The 18,000-nt window shown below is 74.5% G+C and carries 14 protein-coding genes; 3 read left to right on the top strand and 11 right to left on the bottom strand.

From position 1 onward, the window contains the following. Positions 1-94 precede the first annotated feature (94 nt). From ACP4J0_RS06890 to ACP4J0_RS06925, 8 genes are all read right to left on the bottom strand, one after another. On the bottom strand, positions 95-1,375 hold the full coding sequence (locus ACP4J0_RS06890; RefSeq protein ID WP_426597708.1) for an ABC transporter substrate-binding protein: 1,281 nt from the start codon (positions 1,373-1,375) through the stop codon (positions 95-97). Then, positions 1,372-2,508 (bottom strand): branched-chain amino acid ABC transporter permease, encoded by a 1,137-nt coding sequence (locus tag ACP4J0_RS06895; protein WP_426597709.1) that lies wholly within the window; start codon positions 2,506-2,508, stop codon positions 1,372-1,374. Before ACP4J0_RS06895 ends, ACP4J0_RS06890 begins: the two co-directional genes overlap by 4 nt. Continuing rightward, positions 2,501-3,397 carry a branched-chain amino acid ABC transporter permease gene (locus ACP4J0_RS06900; protein WP_426597710.1) on the bottom strand — a complete coding sequence of 299 codons (897 nt, stop codon included), beginning with the start codon at positions 3,395-3,397 and terminating at the stop codon, positions 2,501-2,503. Before ACP4J0_RS06900 ends, ACP4J0_RS06895 begins: the two co-directional genes overlap by 8 nt. After that, positions 3,394-4,194 carry an ABC transporter ATP-binding protein gene (locus ACP4J0_RS06905; protein ID WP_426597711.1) on the bottom strand — a complete coding sequence of 267 codons (801 nt, stop codon included), beginning with the start codon at positions 4,192-4,194 and terminating at the stop codon, positions 3,394-3,396. The genes ACP4J0_RS06900 and ACP4J0_RS06905 overlap by 4 nt, the downstream gene beginning before the upstream one ends. After that, a complete protein-coding gene (locus ACP4J0_RS06910; protein ID WP_426597712.1) occupies positions 4,191-5,000 on the bottom strand; it encodes an ABC transporter ATP-binding protein in 810 nt (269 codons plus the stop codon). Before ACP4J0_RS06910 ends, ACP4J0_RS06905 begins: the two co-directional genes overlap by 4 nt. Positions 5,001-5,534: 534 nt before the next feature. Then, the gene (locus ACP4J0_RS06915) at positions 5,535-6,827 is read right to left on the bottom strand and encodes a PucR family transcriptional regulator (protein WP_426597713.1); all 1,293 of its coding nucleotides are present in this window, start codon (positions 6,825-6,827) and stop codon (positions 5,535-5,537) included. A gap of 117 nt (positions 6,828-6,944) precedes the next feature. Next, the gene (locus ACP4J0_RS06920; protein WP_426597714.1) at positions 6,945-9,887 is read right to left on the bottom strand and encodes a LuxR C-terminal-related transcriptional regulator; all 2,943 of its coding nucleotides are present in this window, start codon (positions 9,885-9,887) and stop codon (positions 6,945-6,947) included. Positions 9,888-10,155: 268 nt separating this feature from the next. After that, on the bottom strand, positions 10,156-11,088 hold the full coding sequence (locus ACP4J0_RS06925; RefSeq protein WP_426597715.1) for an alpha/beta hydrolase family protein: 933 nt from the start codon (positions 11,086-11,088) through the stop codon (positions 10,156-10,158). 598 nt (positions 11,089-11,686) lie between these two features. Between ACP4J0_RS06925 and ACP4J0_RS06930 the strand changes: the two genes are divergently transcribed. Next, the gene (locus ACP4J0_RS06930; protein ID WP_426597716.1) at positions 11,687-12,568 is read left to right on the top strand and encodes a Gfo/Idh/MocA family protein; all 882 of its coding nucleotides are present in this window, start codon (positions 11,687-11,689) and stop codon (positions 12,566-12,568) included. A gap of 187 nt (positions 12,569-12,755) precedes the next feature. Here the strand turns inward: ACP4J0_RS06930 and ACP4J0_RS06935 are convergent, their stop codons facing one another. Further along, positions 12,756-13,667, bottom strand: coding sequence for a GNAT family N-acetyltransferase (locus ACP4J0_RS06935; RefSeq protein ID WP_426597717.1), 912 nt, complete (start codon positions 13,665-13,667; stop codon positions 12,756-12,758). Positions 13,668-14,093: 426 nt separating this feature from the next. Between ACP4J0_RS06935 and ACP4J0_RS06940 the strand changes: the two genes are divergently transcribed. Together ACP4J0_RS06940 and ACP4J0_RS06945 are read left to right on the top strand one after the other, a co-directional pair. After that, complete coding sequence (locus ACP4J0_RS06940) at positions 14,094-15,311, top strand: beta-1,3-glucanase family protein (RefSeq protein ID WP_426597718.1); 1,218 nt, start codon at positions 14,094-14,096, stop codon at positions 15,309-15,311. 195 nt (positions 15,312-15,506) lie between these two features. Then, positions 15,507-15,728, top strand: a complete 222-nt coding sequence (locus ACP4J0_RS06945; RefSeq protein WP_426597719.1) for a hypothetical protein — start codon at positions 15,507-15,509, stop codon at positions 15,726-15,728. Between the two features lie 185 nt (positions 15,729-15,913). On the opposite strand, the gene ACP4J0_RS06950 is transcribed toward ACP4J0_RS06945, so the two are convergent. Both ACP4J0_RS06950 and ACP4J0_RS06955 read right to left on the bottom strand, forming a co-directional pair. Continuing rightward, complete coding sequence (locus tag ACP4J0_RS06950; protein WP_426597720.1) at positions 15,914-16,402, bottom strand: DUF5709 domain-containing protein; 489 nt, start codon at positions 16,400-16,402, stop codon at positions 15,914-15,916. 91 nt (positions 16,403-16,493) lie between these two features. Continuing rightward, positions 16,494-17,972, bottom strand: coding sequence for a hypothetical protein (locus ACP4J0_RS06955; RefSeq protein ID WP_426597721.1), 1,479 nt, complete (start codon positions 17,970-17,972; stop codon positions 16,494-16,496). Positions 17,973-18,000 lie beyond the last annotated feature (28 nt).

Genomic DNA, 18,000 nt, shown 5'->3' on the forward strand with positions numbered 1-18,000 from the left:
TCCTAGGGACCTGGTCTTCAGGGAAACCAGTGGTCGGACCGAGCGGCCGTCAAGAGGGCGGTGCGGCAGGCCACTTGACGGCCGCTCAGGTCGGTCAGCCGCGGGCGGCCAGGTACGCGTCGGCGCCGGGGGCCTGGTGGGCCTCCTCCACTCCGACCAGGCCGCCTACGGCCTTGGCGTCGGGCTTCAGCACGTAGGTGGACCGGCTGGCAGGCTCGGTCACGTAGGTGAAGTTCTGCGGCGTGCCGAGGCCGGTGTCGGCGTTCTTCTGCGAACGGTGCGCCTTCACCACTGCTTCGCGGGTGAGACTGCCGCCCTCGCAGGCCTTCTCGAGGTCGGCTCCCATGAGCTGGGCGGCGTTGTACCCGGAGAGCACGCCGGAGTCGACCGGCTGACCCGGGTACTTCTTGCCGTAGGAGGCGACCATCTTCTTGACGCCCGGCAGGTCGGAGCTGACCGCCGGTGCGGCGCTGACCACGTGGACCATGGCTTCCAGCGCCGGTGCCGCGGGAGTCTTCATCAGCTGCGGGGAGTAGCCGGGAGCGCTGCTGACGATCGGCACCGTCAGGCCCCGGGCGGCGGCCACGCCGGCGAGGGAGGCGGTCTGGGCGGGGCCCGCGCTGATCAGGACCGCCTTCACGCCGGCCTTGCTCAGCGCCGACACCTGCGCGGTCAGATCGGTGTCCGTGGCCTTGATCTTCTGGCCGGCCACCTTGATCCCCGCCTGCTCGGCGGCCCACTCGGAGCCTTCCAGCGCGTTGGCGCCGTAGTCGCCCTCGAAGTACACGTGGCCGATCGTGTCGCCCTTGGCGATCTTCTTGGTGCGGGTGAGGAAGTCGACGGCGGCGATCATGTCGAGGTCGTAGGTGGTGCCGAGGACCTGGACGGCGTCCATGCCGAGCAGGGAGGCGGCCCAGGCCTGCGGGAAGGTCAGCATGCTGTCCCGCTGGATGTCGTCGAGCAGGGCGGCGACCACCGGCGAGCCGATGACCTGGGGCAGGGCGACGACGTCCGGGGAGATGTCGGCGTAGGCGGTGACCGCCTTCTGCACGTCGTACCCGTGGTCCTTGACGACGATCTCGACCTTGCGCCCGCAGATGCCGCCCGCGGCGTTGGTCTCGTCGGCCCACATCTGCTGGGCCTGCACGATGGACTTGCCGAGGGTGGCGTAGGGGCCGGTGAGGTCGGTCAGCGCGCCCAGCTTGATCGCCTTCTCGCTGACTCCGGGACCGGCCTTGACGCCGTCGGCGGCGTCGTCGGTGCTCCCGCCGTCCCCCTTGGTGCTGCAGGCGGTGCCCGCGAGCAGCACGGCGGCCAGTGCCGCGGCCAGGGCGGCGGTCCGGGTGGTGCGGGGCCTGGTGTGCGTGACGTTCACGGGGTGGGCTCCTTGGCTCGTGCGGTGGTGTCGGGGGTCCGGGGTGTTGCTGAGGCGTCGGACTGGTCGGTGACGGGTGGTTTGCGCCGCAGGCGGGCGCGGGTGCGGCGGGCCAGCCCGTGCAGGCCGTCGGGGGCGTAGAGCAGGATCACGACGATCGCCGCGCCGTAGAGGTAGCGGGAGGCCTCGGTCGGGCCGATGGAGCCGTCGCCGGATCCGGGGGCCGCCACCAGCGGCAACTGGTCGGCGTAGCGCGTCATCAGCAGGGGCAGCGCGGTGACGAACACGGCGCCGGCGGTGGCTCCGGCCACGGAGCCGAGGCCACCGATGACGATCATGGCGAGGTAGTCGACGGAGAGGAGGAGGGAGAAGTAGTCGGGTACCACGCGGCGGAAGGAGAGCGCGAGCAGGACGCCGGCGAGGCCCGCGTACATCGAGGAGACGACGAACGCGGCCGAGCGGTACTTCGCCACGTGCACGCCCATCACGGACGCCGCGGTCTCGCTGTCGCGCAGCGCCACCAGGGCCCGCCCGGGGCGTCCGCGCAGCAGTCCGCGCGCGGTGAACCAGGTGAGCGCGAACAGGGCCAGGCCCAGGTACCAGAGCCGTTCCTCGGCGCCGAACGGTACACCCAGGACGGTGAGTTCCGGGTCGGACTCGGCGAAGGTGAACCCGCCCAGCTCCAGAGGCGGCACCGAGCTGCCGTTGAAACCGCCGGTGACGGAGTCCGCGGTGAGCAGGACGTGGTGACCGAGGAAGACCAGGGCGAGGGTGGCCACGCCCAGGTAGATGCCCTTCACCCGGCCGGCGACGGGGCTGAACAGTCCGCCCGCCGCCCCGGCGAGCAGCACGGCGAGGACGAGCGCGACGGCGGGCGGCAGCCCCGGTCCGTTCTCGCCCGCCAGCCATACGTAGCCGTAGGCGCCGACGGCGAGGAAGAAGGCGTGGCCGAGGGAGAGCTGCCCCGCGGTGCCGCTGAGCAGGCCGAGCCCGACGGCACCGATCGCCGCGGCCATGGAGAACAGGCCGATGCGCAGCCAGAACGCGTCCAGGTAGAAGGGCAGGGCGCACAGGAGGAGGGCGGGCAGCAGGAGCCCGCCGCGCTTCACGAGGACCGAGCGGAGGTCAGACACGGGCCGCTCCCTTCGCCGCGAACAGTCCGGTGGGGCGCACCAGGAGGACCAGCACCATCACGGCGTACGGGGCGACGTCGCCGAAGCCCTCGCCGAGGACGTGCAGGTCGGACTGGTAGCCGGCGACGAAGGCCTCGGTGAGGCCGATCAGCATGCTGCCGACCAGGGCGCCGACCGGGGAGGCCATGCCGCCGAGGATGGCGGCCGGGAAGGCCTTCAGGGCTATCTGCCCGGTGGTGCGCTCCAGTCCCGGGGCCGGGAAGGCGACCAGGAAGACCGCGGCGAGCGCGGCGAGTCCGCCGGCCAGGCACCAGGCGACGGTGCGTACGCGGGTCAGCCGTACGCCCATGAGGGCGGCGGCCTCGCCGTCCTCGGCCGCCGCGCGCAGCGACAGGCCCCAGGGCGTGAACCGGAAGAGGGCGAAGGCGCCGCCGATGGCCACGGCGGACACCAGGATCGCGGCGATGCGGCTGTCGGCGACGGTCACCGGGCCCAGGTCGGTCACCGAGTTGCCCCAGGGGTCGCCGAGCGGCAGCAGATCGCCGCCGATGCGCCGGGCCAGGTCGGTCACCAGGACGATGTCGATGCCGATGGTGACAATGGTCTGGACGTGGGCGGCCTGCGGGTCGGTTCCGACGCGCTGCAGCACCAGCCGGTCCAGCACCCCGGCCACGGCCGCCGTCACGAGGACCGCGACGGCCAGCGCCCCGGCGAAGCCGATGTCGTCGTGGAGGACGGCGACGAGGTAGCCGCCGAGCAGCAGGAGCGAGCCGTGGGCGAAGCTCAGGACGCCGGACGCCTTGAAGATGGTGACGAAGCCGAGCGCGATCAGGGCGTAGACCGAGCCGAGCGCGAGGCCGTTGAGGAGGTTGTCGAGGAAGCCGGTCATGCCGCGTCCTCCCCGGTGGTGCCGGTGCCGAGGTAGGCGCGCAGCACCTCGGGGTCGCGGCGGACCTCGTCGGGGGTGCCGTGGGCGATGGCCTTGCCGAAGTCGAGGACGGTGACCTCGTCGGCGAGCCGCATGACCAGGCCCATGTCGTGCTCGACCAGCACGACGGACAGGCCGAGTTCGGCTCGGATCTCCCGGACGACCTCGGTCATGCGGGTGCGTTCGGCGGCGTTCATGCCGGCCACCGGTTCGTCGAGCAGCAGTACACGGGGCTCCAGACAGAGGGCGCGGGCGAGTTCGACCCGCTTGCGGTCGCCGTAGGACAGCAGGGCGACGGGTGCGTCGAAGTGGGCTCCCAGGCCGGTGAGTTCGGCGATCTCACGGGCCTTGGCGAGGTGGTCGCGCTGCTCGCGCACGGCGCGCGGCAGACGCAGGGCGCTGGCCGCGAAGCCGGCGCGGGACAGGGCGTGGCGGCCGAGCATCAGGTTGTCGGCGACGGTGCCCTGGGTGGTGACGATGTTCTGGAAGGTACGGGCCACCCCGAGGGCGGCGATCCTGTGCGGGGCGAGCCGGGTGAGTTCGGCGTCGCCGAGCCGTACCGTGCCGGCGGTGGGCCGGTACAGCCCCGACAGGACGTTGAAGCAGGTGGACTTGCCCGCGCCGTTGGGGCCGATGACGGCGTGCACGGTGCCCGGGGCGACGGTGAAGGAGACGTCGTCGAGGGCGACCAGGCCGGCGAAGCGTACGGTCACGTCGCTGACCTCGAGCGCGGGCGGCGCCGCGGTACGGGTGGTCACGCGGCCCCCTTGCCATCGGAGGTCTCGGTGGTCTCGGTGGTCTCGGTGGTCTCGCCCAGGTAGAGGCGGCGTACGGCGTCCGTGCGCGCGAGTTCACCGGCGGGCCCCGACAGCCGGATCTCGCCGACCTCCAGGACGTGGGCGTGTTCCGCGAGGGACAACGCCATGCCGGCGTTCTGTTCGACGAGCAGTACGGCGGTGCCCTGGGTGTTGATCTCTCGGACGACCTCGGCGATGCGGTCCACCATCAGCGGGGCGAGGCCGAGGGAGGGTTCGTCGAGGAGGAGCAGGCGGGGTGCGGCCATCAGGGCCCGGCCGATGGCCAGCATCTGCTGCTCGCCGCCGGACAGCAGGCCGGCGGCCTGGCGCGTGCGCTCGGCGAGCCGCGGGAAGAGGGTGAAGACCCGCTCCCGGGCCTCGCGGACCTGCGCCGGGGCGCGCCGGTTGAGACCGAGCCCGCCGGCCCGCAGGTTCTCGTCGACGGTGAGACCGGCGAACACCCGCCTGCCCTCGGGTACCTGCACGACTCCGGCGCGTACGGCGGCGACCGGGTCCCGGCCGTCGAGGGCCGTGTCGCCGTAGCGGACGCGGCCGGCCGTGATCGCGCCGCGGTGCAGGCGCAGTGTGCCCGACACGGCCCGCAGCAGCGTCGTCTTGCCGGCGCCGTTGGCACCGAGCAGCGCGACGACGCCGCCGTGCGGGACGGTCAGGGACACGGAACGGAGAGCGGACAGTGCGCGCCCGTACGTCACGTCGAGGCTCTCGACGTGCAGCGCGGGTTCGCCGTCCGGTGGTGCTGCGGGCATCACGGCTCCTTCGGACCGTGCCGGGTCCGGCACGGTGACGGGAAAGGGGGAGCTCACGACAGCACGCGCGCCGGTGGCGGTACAGAGCTGCGGCCCGGGTCGCTGCGGCGTCCCAGTCCCGGACCGGAGACTCTGTGCGGACGCCCAGACCGGGCGCCCCGGTCCGCCGAGGACTGTGCGATCCAGGGCGGGCCCGCACCGGCCCGGGGCGCGGGCCGGCGCAAGGTGCACACAGTCCCCCGGCAGACGGCACGCGGCAGACGGCAGACGGCACGCGGCAGACGGCAGGCACGCGGCACTCGGCACTCGGCACTCGGCACTCGGCACGCCATCACACACACGCGAGCGCGAGAGGGCCAGGGCATGCCACAGCACCGCCTCCCGCCCGCGCGCCAGGGGAACCGGGCGGGTCACCCCGGCATTCCGCCGGACGCCCGTTGCCCCACGCAGGGCCTCCCGGCACGCGGGCTGCGTCGGCCCGGGGTGCGTACGTTGCCGGGCCGGAGCCCGGACGGAGCCGGGACCGCGCGTCCCTCAGTCGCGCAGGACGCGCCGGGCGGTCAGGGCCAGGCTCATCTCGACCACGTCGGCCGGGCGGGCCAGGGACCGGCCGGTCAGCTGCTCGCAGCGGCGGAGACGGTTGAGGACCGTGTTGCGGTGGCAGTAAAGGCGTTCACCGGCCCGCTGCGCCGAGCCGTCGCAGTCGAGCCAGGTGGTGAGGGTGTCCAGCAGGACCTCCCGGTCGGCGGGCTCCAGGCGCAGGAGGGGGCCGAGGACCCTCTCGGCGAGGGCCCGGCCGAGTTCGGGGCTGGAGACGACCAGGGCGGCGGGGAGGTGGTCGTCGAGCCGGACCGTGCCGCCGGCCTCGGGGCAGATGTCCAGCGCGGTGTCCGCCAGCCTGCGGGCGTCGCCGACGCAGGCGAGTCCGTCGACCGCGCTGCCGACGCCGATCCGGAGGCCGGGGACGGGGGCGCGTCGCCCGGCTTCCCGCTCGGACTCCGCCGGCTCCGGGAGCCCGTCGTCGCCGGCGCCGAGCAGGACGATGCCGTGGTCGACCTCCGCCCCTGCGTGCCAGTGGACGCGGGTGCCGGACGGTACGGCGGCGGCGCGGGCGGCGTCGGACCGCGCGGGGTGCACGCCGGCGACGGCGACGACGAGGTACCGGCCCTGCTCCGGCAGGGCCAACACCTGGGCGGCCTCGGGCAGGTCGGCGATGCGGCTGGTGCCGTCGAGCAGGCCGGCCGCCAGCTGCCGGGCCCGGTTCTCGCGGCGCCGGCCGATCTGCCGCTCGGTCTGCCGGTAGGCGTCGGCGACGACGGTGCAGTGCTCGTCGACGAAGTTCCACACGTCGGCGGCCACGTGCACGAGGAGCCGTACGTCCTCGGGCGCGGCCTTGGAGGTCTCCTCGACCAGCCTCTGCCACACCAGGGCGCCTCCGAGGCGGAAGGCGTGCAGCAGGGCGTCCAGCGGGAGTCCCTGCTCGGCGCGGGTGGCGCCGATCCGCCAGGAGCAGCGGCGGGCCGCGTCCCGCGCGCCGCGCGGGTCGAGCAGCGAGGCCACGCTGTGCCGCAGCGAGCGGTGGGCCTCCTGCCAGGTGGCGGTGGGGTCCCTCGTGATGGCCGCGCGGTACGCCGGCTCCTGTTCCCGCAGCAGGGCCACCAGCCGGTCGGTCAGGTCGGGCAGGTCGTCGAGCAGGGCGCGGGCGGCCCGGTGCAGGACGCGCAGGGCGTCGGCGTCCATCAACGACGCGACGCTCGGTGTCCGCGGACGCGGAACGGGCGTCAGCCCGGTGCGGATCGCTGCTCGTGACCTTACGGCGTGCTGCATCGCGGTCCTCCCCGGGCCAGGGCTTGCGGGGGTGCCCCGCGACGGGCCGTTCGCCCGTGCCGGGCATGCCCCCTGACTCGTCCTGCCCCGAAGGATGACATACCGTCTGGTCGGTCCCTAGGGTTGTGCACCGGTCTTTTCGGCCGGTCCGGCGTGCTCGGCCTGCTCGACCATGCGGGCCAGCTCCAGGCGGGACCGTACACCGAGCGCGGCGAAGACCTTGCGGAGGTGGTAGTCGACGGTGCGGGTGCTCACCGCGAGGGTCAGCGCGACCTCCCGGTTGGTGGCGCCGTCGGCGACGTGCCGCGCGATGCGCAGCTGCTGCGGTGTGAGGCGGGTCAGCGCCCCGGCGTCCCCGCCGTGCGACGCGGCCCCGAGCGCCCGCAGCTCGCCGCGCGCCTGCGCCGCCCAGACGCCGGCGCCGCAGCGGTCGAACCCGGCCAGCGCGGCGCCGAGGCGGCCGCGGGCCTCGCGCGGCCTGCGCCGCCGGCGCAGCCACTTGCCGTACAGCAGCGCGGTGCGGGCCCGTTCGAAGTCGCCGCCCGCCTCGTCGTGCCGGGCGAGCGCGTGCCGGTAGAGGTCGTCGGCGCGGTCCGGCGGGGCGAGCAGGGCGTGGCAGCGGGCCAGCTGGGCGGCGGCCTGCCCATCGGCGCCGAACGCGGCCCAGTCGGCGAAGTCGGCGAGGACCGCACCGGTGTCCTCGTGGCGGCCGGCGAGGACCGAGGCCTCCACGAAGCACGGCACGGCGAGCCGCCACACCGCGAAGTGTCCGCGCCCGGGTCCGGGCAGGACCAGGAGTCCGAGCCGGTCGGCGGCGTCGAAGGGGCGTCCCCGCCCCAGGTCGGCCCGGGCCGCCGCCCACTCCGCCAAGGTGGCCGTCTGGGCCAGTCCGTGGCGCCTGGCGGTGGCCAGCGCGGCCGTCACATGCCGGGCGACGACGTCCGGCTCCTCCTCGATCGACGCCGCGAGGGCCAGCACCGCCCGGTGGTGGGCCGCCGTGTTGCGCTGCCCCGCGCGCAGCGCTGTGCGCAGTCCCTCCTCCGCGTGGGTGCGGGCCTGCGGGTGCCGGCCGGCGCGGAGTTCGGCGTAGGCGAGGTACTCCAGTGCCCGCGGCACCAGTGCGTCCGACCCGAGCTGCCGGGCGGCGGCCAGGGCCCGCGCCCCGGCCCGGCGGGCGGCGTCCACGTCCCCGAGCAGCAACGCGGCCGACGCCGACCGCAGCAGTTCCTCGGGGCGGTGGTCGGTCCTGGTCCGTTCCACGACCCGCCCGAGCGGTACGGCGGCCCGGTCGAGCCGCCCTTCGAGCAGCGCCCGCATACCGACACGGACCTCGCGCACCGTGTCCGGGGACGGTCCGGCGGACTCGCCCGGGCTTCCGCGCCGAGTCCCGGCAGCCGGGTCGGGCGCCCCCGCGGGCCGTGCGGCGGCGCTCTCCCCCCGTCGCGGCGGTCTTCCCGCACCACGCGGCACGGCAGCTCCGTCCGGGGACCTTGTCTCCCGGGGACGCGGGGGCGGTGCCGCGTGGTGCGGGGGCTTTGCCTCGTAGGGCGGGGCCGGTGCCTCGTGGTGCGGGGTATCGGTGAACCGGGGATCCGGGTGCTCGTGCGAGTGGGGCGGTTCGGGCGCGAGGGTGGCGAGGCAGGCCGGCAGGTCGCCCGCCGCCCAGGCCGCGTCGGCGGCCGCCAGGACGGCGGTCGCGGCGTCGGCGGGGGCGTCCTCGGCCAGCATGGACGCGGCCAGCAGCAGGGACTGGTGGGCGTCACCGACGGGGCCGTCCCGGAGTTCCGTCAGGCCGCGCACCAGCTCGGCCCGCCCCCGTACTCCGGCCGGTGCGGCGCAGCCACGGGCCGCGGCCAGCAGCGGACGTGCCCGGTCGGGGCGTCCGGCGAGAAGGGCCTGCTCGGCCGCGGCCGTGTACCGCTCCGCCCGTCCCGGGCCGTCGGCCGTCAGCTCGGCGGCACGGGCGTACGCCGTCGCGCGCAGCCGGTGCGAGGCCGGCACCGTGCGGTCGGCGGCCACCGCCGCCAGCCGGTCCGCGAGCGCGGGCGCCGGGCCGGTCAGGGACCAGGAACGGTGCAGCAGTCCCGGGAGCGGGTGTCCGCCGCTCTCCAGCACGTCGGCCAGCGCGCCGTGCGCGGCGCGGCGCCGGTCGGGGGCTGCGGTGGCGTGGACCGTACGGCGGACCAGCGGGCCGTGGAAACGGAGCCGGTCGCCGGCCAGGGCGAGCGGCGCGGGAAGCGGTTGCAGGGAGGGGGCGGGTGCGGACGCCGGCCGCAGGTGCCGTACGGCGTCGAGGACCGGGGCGGCGTCGACGTCCGGTCCGTCCGACGCCCGTACGGCCGCCGCCACCGTCAGCATCAGGTCCCGCGCCTCCGCGGACAGGCCGGTCAGCGCCCCGCCCGCCACCTCCGCCAGCACCCCGGCGTCGGCCAGGGGCCTGGGCAGGGGCCGGTGCCCGCGCAGTTCGGCGGGTGACAGCCGGCGGACGAGGGCGAGGAGCAGTGCCGGGTTCCCCTCCGCCTCGACCAGCAGCTCCTCGCGGACACCCGGGTCGGCGGCGCCGTCGGTCACGTCGTCGAGCAGGGCGTCGGCCTCCGGTGGCGTGAGCGGGTGCAGGCGGACGACGGGCAGGTGGGCGTACTCCGGGTCGACGGCGCGGTGTCCGGCGACGGAGAGGAGCAGGCCGACGCGGCCGGCGGTGCGCAGGTGCTCGACCGCTCGGCCCAGGGTGTTGCGGGCCGGGGCGTCCCAGAGATGCGCGTCGTCGACGCACACGAGCAGAGGTGCCTCGCCGGCCGCCACCCGCAGGGTGTCGAGCAGTCCCGCGGCGACGGCGCGTGCGCCTCGCTCCGGGCCGGGTCCGAGGCGGAGTACGGGACCGGCCCGGAAGGAGCGGGCGGCCCAGTCGAGGAGGGTGGTCCTGCCGAGCCCGGGCTCGCCGGCCACGACCAGGTGGCCACTGTGCGTGCGCAGCCCTTCCAACAGGGTGCGCACCGCCTGCCGCTGCGTGCTGCGGCCGTGGATCCGCACGGCCGTGCGTACGGTCGTCTCTCCGGTCATTCCCGGGAGGTTACGCGCGCGTAACCTGACGCGGAAGCCGTGGGTCCGCCGCGGCCCGCCTGAGCGTCGACCCTGTCACCTGCGGCTGCGCACCGCGTGACCCGAATCACGCACTGTGCCGCGGCCCAGCGGTCCGGGCCCGGGGCCGTGCGGCGGCACAACGCGCCGGCGGCGGCCGCTACGTGCCGCGACCGCCGCCGGTGGTGCCGGGTGATGCCAGTTGGTGCCAGTTGGTGCCGGTTGGTGCCGGTTGGCGCCGTCGAGAGTGTCAGGAGCCGTGCGGGCAGTTGCCCCGGTACTCCTCGATGGTCAGGCTCGGCCGGGGCAGCGGGCACAGGAACTGCTCGTAGCGGGTGTCGTTGTCGATGAACCGCTTGAGCCACGAAATGCTGTACTTCGCGATCGTCGTGTTCGACGTGTTCGGCGAGAAGTGGGACGCGCTGTTCAGCTCCAGGTAGGCGCGGTCCGTCCGGGACGGCAGGCTGGAGTAGAACGGCTCGGAGTGCGAGGAGACCGGGGCGATGGTGTCGCCGTCGGCCCCCACGATCAGTGTCGGGGTGCTGACCTCGGGCCAGGTCTTGTCCGTGTTCCAGGGTGTCAGGGGGATCGCGGCCTGGAGGGACGGACGTGACTTCGCGGCCTCCAGGGTGCCGCCGCCGCCCATCGAGTGGCCCATGACGCCGAGCCGGCTGCTGTCGATCCGCCCGCGGACGGAACTGCGCTCGGTGAGGTAGTCCAGGGCGGCCAGCATCTGGCGACCGCGGGAGGAGGGCTGGTCCAGCGTGGTGTTGGTGTCGATGGTGAACACGACGAAGCCCTGCGAGGCCAGCCGCGGACCGAGCCAGGCCATGGAGGACTGGTACGCGGTGAAGCCGGGCGCGATCACGACGGCGCCGAACGTGCCGTCGCTGGTGCTGGTCGGGTAGTAGATCGTGCCCCCGCCGAAGCCGGTGACCACGAGCGAGGAGACGCTGGTGTCCGCCACGGAGTACGGGCCGCGCAGTGCCTCGATGCTGGACTCGGTGGGCGCCGGGCCGCGCTCGTAGGGGTTGTCGGCGGCCTGGGCTCCGGGGCTGGTGAGGGTGCTGAGCGCGACGACGGCGGCCGCGGCCGCCGTGACGCCCGCGAGCCGCCGCCGCGTTCCGCGGAACGCCGGGCGCGTGGCCCGGGAGGCGGCGTGGGTGTGGGGGTTCTGCTGCACGAGGAGTCGTCCTCTCTGTCGTGGCGAGGGAGCCGGCCGGTGATCGCACACGGGCCCGGAACACGTGGGGGCGCATCCCGGGACATCCGCCGGACGGACCTCGCCGATGAACTGGCCATGCCACTGTCGGCCGGCGGGGCAGTCGGTGGGATCGGCAATATCACCGGTCTCGTACGACGGACACGGACACGGACACGGACGGCCGGACAGGCGAGCGAGCGGGCGGGCGGACAGGCGAGCAGTCGAGCGAGCGGGCGAGCTGCTGGGCAATCGGCCGAACGACCGCCAGGCCCCGGACAGCTGCCGAGCCCGGACGGCTGCGCGGTCGGACGGACGGGCGGACGGGCGGACGGACGGGCGGGCGGACGGACGGGCGGACGGACGGGCGGACGGACGACTGGCCGAGCGGCCGAGCGGCCGAGCGCCCATGCGCACGGTGGGAGCTCGTGGTGCGCCGCGTCCCGCACCCTCCGCGGTCTTGCCCGGGCACCCGGTCGGTGTGACACGCTCGGCACCGGCCGGGCTGTCGTACGCCGGCCGTCCGGGAGGAACGTCGGCGGGCCCGGCACCGGGTTCGGCACCGTGAAGGGGCAACGGCATGCGTATCGGACTGCTCGGCACCGGTCCCTGGGCGGACATGGCACACGCCCCCGCCCTGCGCCGGCACGAAGGGCTGGACTTCGCGGGGGTGTGGGGGCGCCGCCCGGACGCCGCCAAGGAGCTGGCGGACCGGCACGGCACACGCGCTTACGACGACGTCGACGCCCTGCTGGCGGACGTGGAGGCCGTGGCGGTCGCGCTGCCGCCGGCCGTACAGGCGGACCTGGCGGTACGCGCGGCGCGGGCCGGGTGCCATCTGCTGCTCGACAAACCGCTGGCGGCGACGGTGCCCCAGGGGCGGGCGGTGGTCGAGGCGGTGCGTGTGGCGGGCGTCGCCTCCGTCGTCTTCTTCACCACCCGGTTCCAGCCCGAGACCGAGGCGTGGATCACCGAACAGGCGGCGGTGGACGGCTGGTTCACGGCGCGGGCGCAGTGGCTCGGCGCGGTGTTCAGCGGTGACAGCCCGTTCGCCGACTCGCCGTGGCGACGGGAGAAGGGCGCCCTGTGGGACGTGGGTCCGCACGCCCTGTCCGTACTGCTTCCGGTCCTCGGTGACGCCCGGCGCGTCGCGGCGGCGGCACCGGGCCCCGGGGACACCGTCCATCTGGTCCTCGACCACACCGGCGGGGCGTCGAGCACGCTCACACTCAGCCTGACCGCGCCGGCGGCCGCGGCGGGTGCGACCGTGGAACTGCGCGGCCAGGCCGGTGTGACGCTCCTTCCGGAGGCGTCCGGAGGGCCGGTGCCCGCTCTGCTGCGGGCCGCGGACGCGCTCCTCGCCTCCGCCGACGGCGGACACCCGCACGCCTGCGACGCAGCGTTCGGCCTGCGGGTCACCGAGCTCCTCTCCGAGGCCGAGTCCCTGCTGAACGACCGGTAGCGCCCCCGGTCAGCCGCCGGTCCGCTTGTCCTCCAACGGTTGCTCGCTCCACCGGACCAGGACTTCTCACCCTGGATGTGCGGCGGGAACCCGGCGGCCGGGCCGTCGGGAGGGGCCGGCCGCACGCGCCACCGGATCTCGGCGTGGAACGCTCCCGCCGAGCCCGGTGCGCGTGTGCGGCCCTCGGCTACCGGGCCGCCGGGCCGCCGGCCGCTACGGGGCGGAAGTTGATCCGTTCCCGCACGACCGGGTAGCCGGCCTTGGCGAAGTTGGCGGCCATGGGGTGGTTCCCCCGGTCCGTCGCGGCGGAGATGAACTCCGCGCCCCGCTCGGCCAGGAAATGGGTGCACTCGGCCAGGAGGTCGTAGGCGTATCCGTGTCCGCGGTGTTCCGGCACGACGCCGATGAAGCCGACGCAGGGACCGGACGGGTTGTGCGCCGGGATGTGGATGCCCGCGAGCTCGCCCCGCGGGGTGTACGCCACCTGCCACCACTCCCGCGGCGACGGGCACCAGTGGAAGAAGTCCAGCTCCGCCTGTGCGGCCCGGTCCAGGCCGCCCTCCTCGATGTCCAGCAGGGCGTGGGCATCCAGGGTGACGGAGTGGATGCGGCGCAGCGCGTCGAAGAACACCGCGTCGTCCGGTTCGGGGCGGAAGTCCAGCCGGCCGGGCCGCTCGGGGAGACCGCACTCCGGCGTCCACCGGTACAGGAAGCGTTCGACCAGGAGGTCGTACCCGGCGGCCCGTGCGGCGCTGAAGCGGGCCTCGGCGGCGGCGCGCAGGGCGGGTTCCTCGCGCCAGGTGCCGGGAGGGTTGAGTTCGAGTTCGACCTGCCAGGGGGCGGTGCGCAGGAGTTCGGCCCCGGCTTCCTCCTCGCCCTCGGCCACGTCGAACCAGTTGACGGTGACGGGTTCGGTGTCGTCGGGGCCGCCCCACCAGGCGCCGCGGGCGACGACGGTGCCGTCGCGCAGGGCGACCCGCTGCCAGTCGGGGCGGTGGCGGGTCAACCGGTGGCCCTCACGGGCGTTCAACGGGTCGGGCAGGGTGTCGAAGAGATGGGCGTCGCTCGCGTCGAGCGCGCGGATGACCAGATCGGTCACGGATTCCTCCGGGATGCGTCGTGCGTGGAGCGCTCCCGGTCAGACGAGGTACGCCGGGACAACAGGGAGGGAGCGCGGGAGTGAGGTGAACTGCACGGCTCTGCCCTCCTTCCGTCGGTCTCAAGGCGTGGGCCACACGGTACGAGGTGCCGCGCGAGTGCGTCCACCGGTTTTCCGGCGCGGGTTACCGGCGTGGATCACCGATGTGGATCACCGATGTGGATTAAACGGCCCTTAAACAGCGGTTAAGTGTTCCCTGCGCAGCGTCCGGCGCCCCAAGTGCCGCCTGGGACAACGGCATTGAGGACCGGTGGAGGCGGTTGGCCGGGCCACACGTGCTGCGTAGCATCGGCCCGCATCGCGAGAGCGCTCCCAGAAGAGCGTTGCTCGCACTGTCATGCCCCGAACACTCTGGAGACCCCCCACATGACTCCCCGTCACCAGCGCCCGCTCGGCCGGCGCAAGCTGCTCGTCGCCCTCGGTGGAGCGGTCGTGGCCGCGCCCGTCGCCGCCGCCGTCGCCCCGCACGCCCTCGCGGAAGTCGGCTCGGACTCCGGTCCGGCCGCCCCCGAGGCCAGGACCGCGGGCGCCCTGCCGCTGACGATCGTCAACAGCACCGGCGTCTTCGGCGACGCGGACGTCCACGTCTACATCGTCGGCAACCAGGGCGGCCGGCAGGTGCGCGTCACCCCCGACGGCACCGTCGCACCCGTGGCCCTGTCGGACAACGGCGCCGACGGCTACACCGACTACGCGATCAGCCTCTCCGGCGGCAGCGGCGGGACCAGGCTGAGCCTGCCCTACCTCTCCGGCCGGATCTACGTGTCGCTCGGCGAGAAACTGAAGTTCAAGGTGGTGGCGGACGGCGCGGGCAACCCGGCGCTGCAGTACCCGGCGGGCTGGGTCGAGTCCGACCCCAACCACGGGGTGCTGCACGACTGCGCCGAGTTCACGTACAACTCGGCCGGGATGTTCTGCAACACCACCATGGTCGACATGTTCAGCGTGCCGCTCGCGATCCGGCTGACCGGCGCCAAGGACCAGACCACGGGCACCGTGCGCGCCGGCGGACGGGCGGCCGCCTTCGACGCGGTGCGGCAGGTCGAGGAGTTCGCGCCGCTGGTCGTGGACGACACCCGGATCATCGCCCCCGGGCACGGCCTGGACGCCGGCCTCTTCCCCGAGGACTATCTCGCCCCGTACATCGACGAGGTCTGGAGCACCTACACCGGCAAGGATCTCAGGATCACCACCCACGCCGGGACCTTCACCGGCCGGGTGCGCGGTGACCGGCTGACCTTCGACGGGCCCGCCCGGGTGTCCTTCGCCAGGCCGTCCACCCGGGACGTGCTGTTCTGCGACGGCGCCCTCGCCGCCCCCAACGACGGCACGACCGGGCCCGTCGCCGCGGTCCTCGGCGCCGGCTTCAACCGCTCCACTCTGCTCTCCTCGGCCGCCCAGCCGACGGCCGACGCCGCCGCGTTCTACGGGACCGCCCTGACCAACCACTACTCCAAGGCGGTGCACGCGGCCACCGAGGACGGCAGGGCGTACGGCTTCGCCTTCGACGACGTGGCGGACTTCGCCTCCTACATCCAGGACACGGCGCCCACCGGGTTCCGGCTGACGCTCACCGCGTTCTGAGCCGGCCCCGCCCCTGTTCGGCGTGCGGGAGACCCGGGGGCGTAGGAGCGTGGTGGTGTGCGTCAGGCGGCGGCCTGAATCACGTCGGGCTCCGGATGCGCGGGCGGCTTCCGCATTGAATGGTGTTATCGGGATATCCGGGACCGACAACAGCACGGCACCGAAGCAGCGATCCGGATCCGAGGAGCACTGATCATGTCGACGTCACAGCCCGAAGCCTCCCGGCCGTCCGAAGCCCGCGCGGGCGACGACCGCGCCACTCCGGACGAACTGCTCCACACCCGCAACGGCACCGACGTGTCCCCGGAGGACCTGGTCCTCGCCGCCGGCCGGGACGTCACCCCCAAGAACCTCGAATGGGCCAGGCGCAAGCTGGCCGAGGAGGGCGCCGCGGCCCTCGACAAGCTGCTGCCCTGACCGGGCGGCCCTGACCGGGCGGCCACCGGATGGCCGAAGGCCCGGACCGGTGCTCCGCGCACCGGTCCGGGCCATGTGACGTGTGAGGCGCAATGTGATGTGACTTGTGAGGCGCATGACACGCGAGGTGCCATGTGACGCTGAGCCTCCCGTGTGACACATGAGGCCGGTGCGGCGCGGGGCCCCTACCGGCCGTCCTCCCGGTCCGGCAGCGCCGTCTCGTCCTCCACGACGTGTACGGCGGCCTCCTCGGCTCCCGCCGCTCCGCCGTCGATGCCGACGTCCTCGGCGACGGTCTCCTTGGTCGTGTCGGTGCGCACGCCCTCGTCGGGGGCGACCAGGCGGCCGGCTCGGCCGGTGCCCGCCTCGGGGTCCACCGGTTCGCCCTCGCCGCCGGGCTCGTCGCCCACGCCGTCCCCGTCCGGGGCGGACACGTCGGGCGTCTCCTGGGACAGCCGTTCGTCGAGGGTCTCGCCGTCGTGCTGCTCGGCGGCCGTGGTGCCGTGCTTGGTCACGCCCAAGGGCTTCTCCGGCGGGGAGTAGCCCTCGTCGAGAGTGTCGTCGTAGGTCCGCTCGCCGACGGCGTCCTGGAGGTCGAGGGGCGCGGCGTCCTCCTGCTCCTCGTTGGTTCCGGTGGGCTGGTAGACGTCGTCGGCCATCGGGTCGGTGCCCATCGCTGCCTCCCTCTCGCGCGGCTCGGTGGTGCGGGTGCCCGGTTCGCGTTTCCCGATACGCGATCGCTAACCCGTTCCCGGTCCGGGATCTTCACCCCCGGGGTGCGACGCGGACGGTCAGGTCGGTGATGCGGTGCGCCGTCCAGTCGCGGGCGTAGCCGGGCGGGGTGCCGCCCGGGCCGGTGACGGTGGCGACCGGGATCCGCCGGGCCGTGTCCACGATCTCGGCGGCGGTGATGTTCTCGTTGTTGCCGCTCGTGGAGCCGGAGGAGCAGCCGGTGTAGTAGCCGATCGGGATGGACTCGTGCCCGGTGACCAGGCAGGGCGGGCGGACACCGAGCCGGTGCAGCTCGTCGGCGACGCGGGTCCAGTCCGCGCGGCTTTCGACGTTGCGGTCCACGGTGCCCACGAGGACGGCGAGCTGCACCGACAGATGCACGGCCAGCGCGAGCGCGACGAGGGACTCGGCCACCGGCCGCCACCGGCCGCGCTCCGTCCTGGCCAGGTGCCACAGCGCGTCGGCGACCGGGACCGCGAGCAGGGCGTAGGCAGGCTGCAGGAAGCGGGGCGCCGCGTAGCCGATCAGGAACAGGTACGGGAGCGCGGCCGTCACGGCGCAGGCGAGGGGGACCAGCGTGCGGGCGGCACGCCGGGCCCGGACCGCGACGACGGCCCCGAGGCCGGCGACGGCCGGGAGGGCGATCCACCACAGGGTGACCACCGGGTGCGGCATCGAGCCGGTGCACGGGCGGCACAGCCCCCGCCCGCCCAGGCTGCGCATCTGGTCGTCCACGGCGATGTTCCAGCCGAGGCCGCCCTGGATCTCGGAGGCCCTGGACAGCCGCTCCCCGAGGCCGCCGTACCAGCCGTACGCCTCGATCACCCACTCCACTCCCCCGGCCGCCAGGCCGCCCACCAGGGCGAGCAGCAGCGGCCAGTGGCGGCGGACAAGGGTGATGACCAGCAGGGGTACGGTCACCCAGACCGCGTCGGTGGGCCGCATCCACGCCATCAGCGCGGCCCCGGCCACCACACCCCACAGCGCGGCCCGGCCGGACAGCCCCTGCCGGGACCGCAGGAAGCAGCCGACGCAGATCAGGGCGCCGATCGCGACCCAGTAGTTGGGCATGGCCTGCGGACCGTAGAAGAGGGTCACCCACAGGGTGGCGAAGAACGCGCCGGCCGTGGCCAGGACGCGGGCCGGGAACAGGCCCTTCCAGGCGCGCAGGGCGAGGTACAGGCCGAGGCCGGACAGTACGGCGAGGTAGACGCGCAGCAGTTCGGTGGAGGACGACCAGGACGCGAGGGGCGCCACCAGCAGGGAGACGCCCCGGGAACGCGGTGCGCTGAAGAAGGCGGCGGGGTGGTGGGAGGTGACCTGGCTGACATACACCGTCTCGTCCCAGCCGAGCCCCATCCAGGGGTGGACGAAGATCAGCTGGGCCAGGGTGAAGACGGCGGCCACCGCCACGAGCGGGGCGTCACCGCCGAGGCGCCGCGGCCTGCCCGGCGTGGCCGCCGCCTCGTCCCGCCGTCCGCCTGCGAGCATGGCGTTCGCCCGGTCGGCCATCGCGCACCCCTTCACCCCCGCTCGTCGC

The sequence above is a fragment of the Streptomyces sp. WG7 genome (assembly GCF_049975785.1).
Taxonomy (GTDB): domain Bacteria; phylum Actinomycetota; class Actinomycetes; order Streptomycetales; family Streptomycetaceae; genus Streptomyces.

What these genes read in the sequence shown, in the direction of transcription:
- ACP4J0_RS06900 (WP_426597710.1), bottom strand. Translation starts at nt 3,397, where the DNA reads ATGACCGGCTTCCTCGACAACCTCCTCAACGGCCTCGCGCTCGGCTCG.
- ACP4J0_RS06910 (WP_426597712.1), bottom strand. Translation starts at nt 5,000, where the DNA reads ATGCCCGCAGCACCACCGGACGGCGAACCCGCGCTGCACGTCGAGAGC.
- ACP4J0_RS06915 (WP_426597713.1), bottom strand. Translation starts at nt 6,827, where the DNA reads ATGCAGCACGCCGTAAGGTCACGAGCAGCGATCCGCACCGGGCTGACG.
- ACP4J0_RS06920 (WP_426597714.1), bottom strand. Translation starts at nt 9,887, where the DNA reads ATGACCGGAGAGACGACCGTACGCACGGCCGTGCGGATCCACGGCCGC.
- ACP4J0_RS06930 (WP_426597716.1), top strand. Translation starts at nt 11,687, where the DNA reads ATGCGTATCGGACTGCTCGGCACCGGTCCCTGGGCGGACATGGCACAC.
- ACP4J0_RS06940 (WP_426597718.1), top strand. Translation starts at nt 14,094, where the DNA reads ATGACTCCCCGTCACCAGCGCCCGCTCGGCCGGCGCAAGCTGCTCGTC.
- ACP4J0_RS06945 (WP_426597719.1), top strand. Translation starts at nt 15,507, where the DNA reads ATGTCGACGTCACAGCCCGAAGCCTCCCGGCCGTCCGAAGCCCGCGCG.
- ACP4J0_RS06950 (WP_426597720.1), bottom strand. Translation starts at nt 16,402, where the DNA reads ATGGGCACCGACCCGATGGCCGACGACGTCTACCAGCCCACCGGAACC.
- ACP4J0_RS06955 (WP_426597721.1), bottom strand. Translation starts at nt 17,972, where the DNA reads ATGGCCGACCGGGCGAACGCCATGCTCGCAGGCGGACGGCGGGACGAG.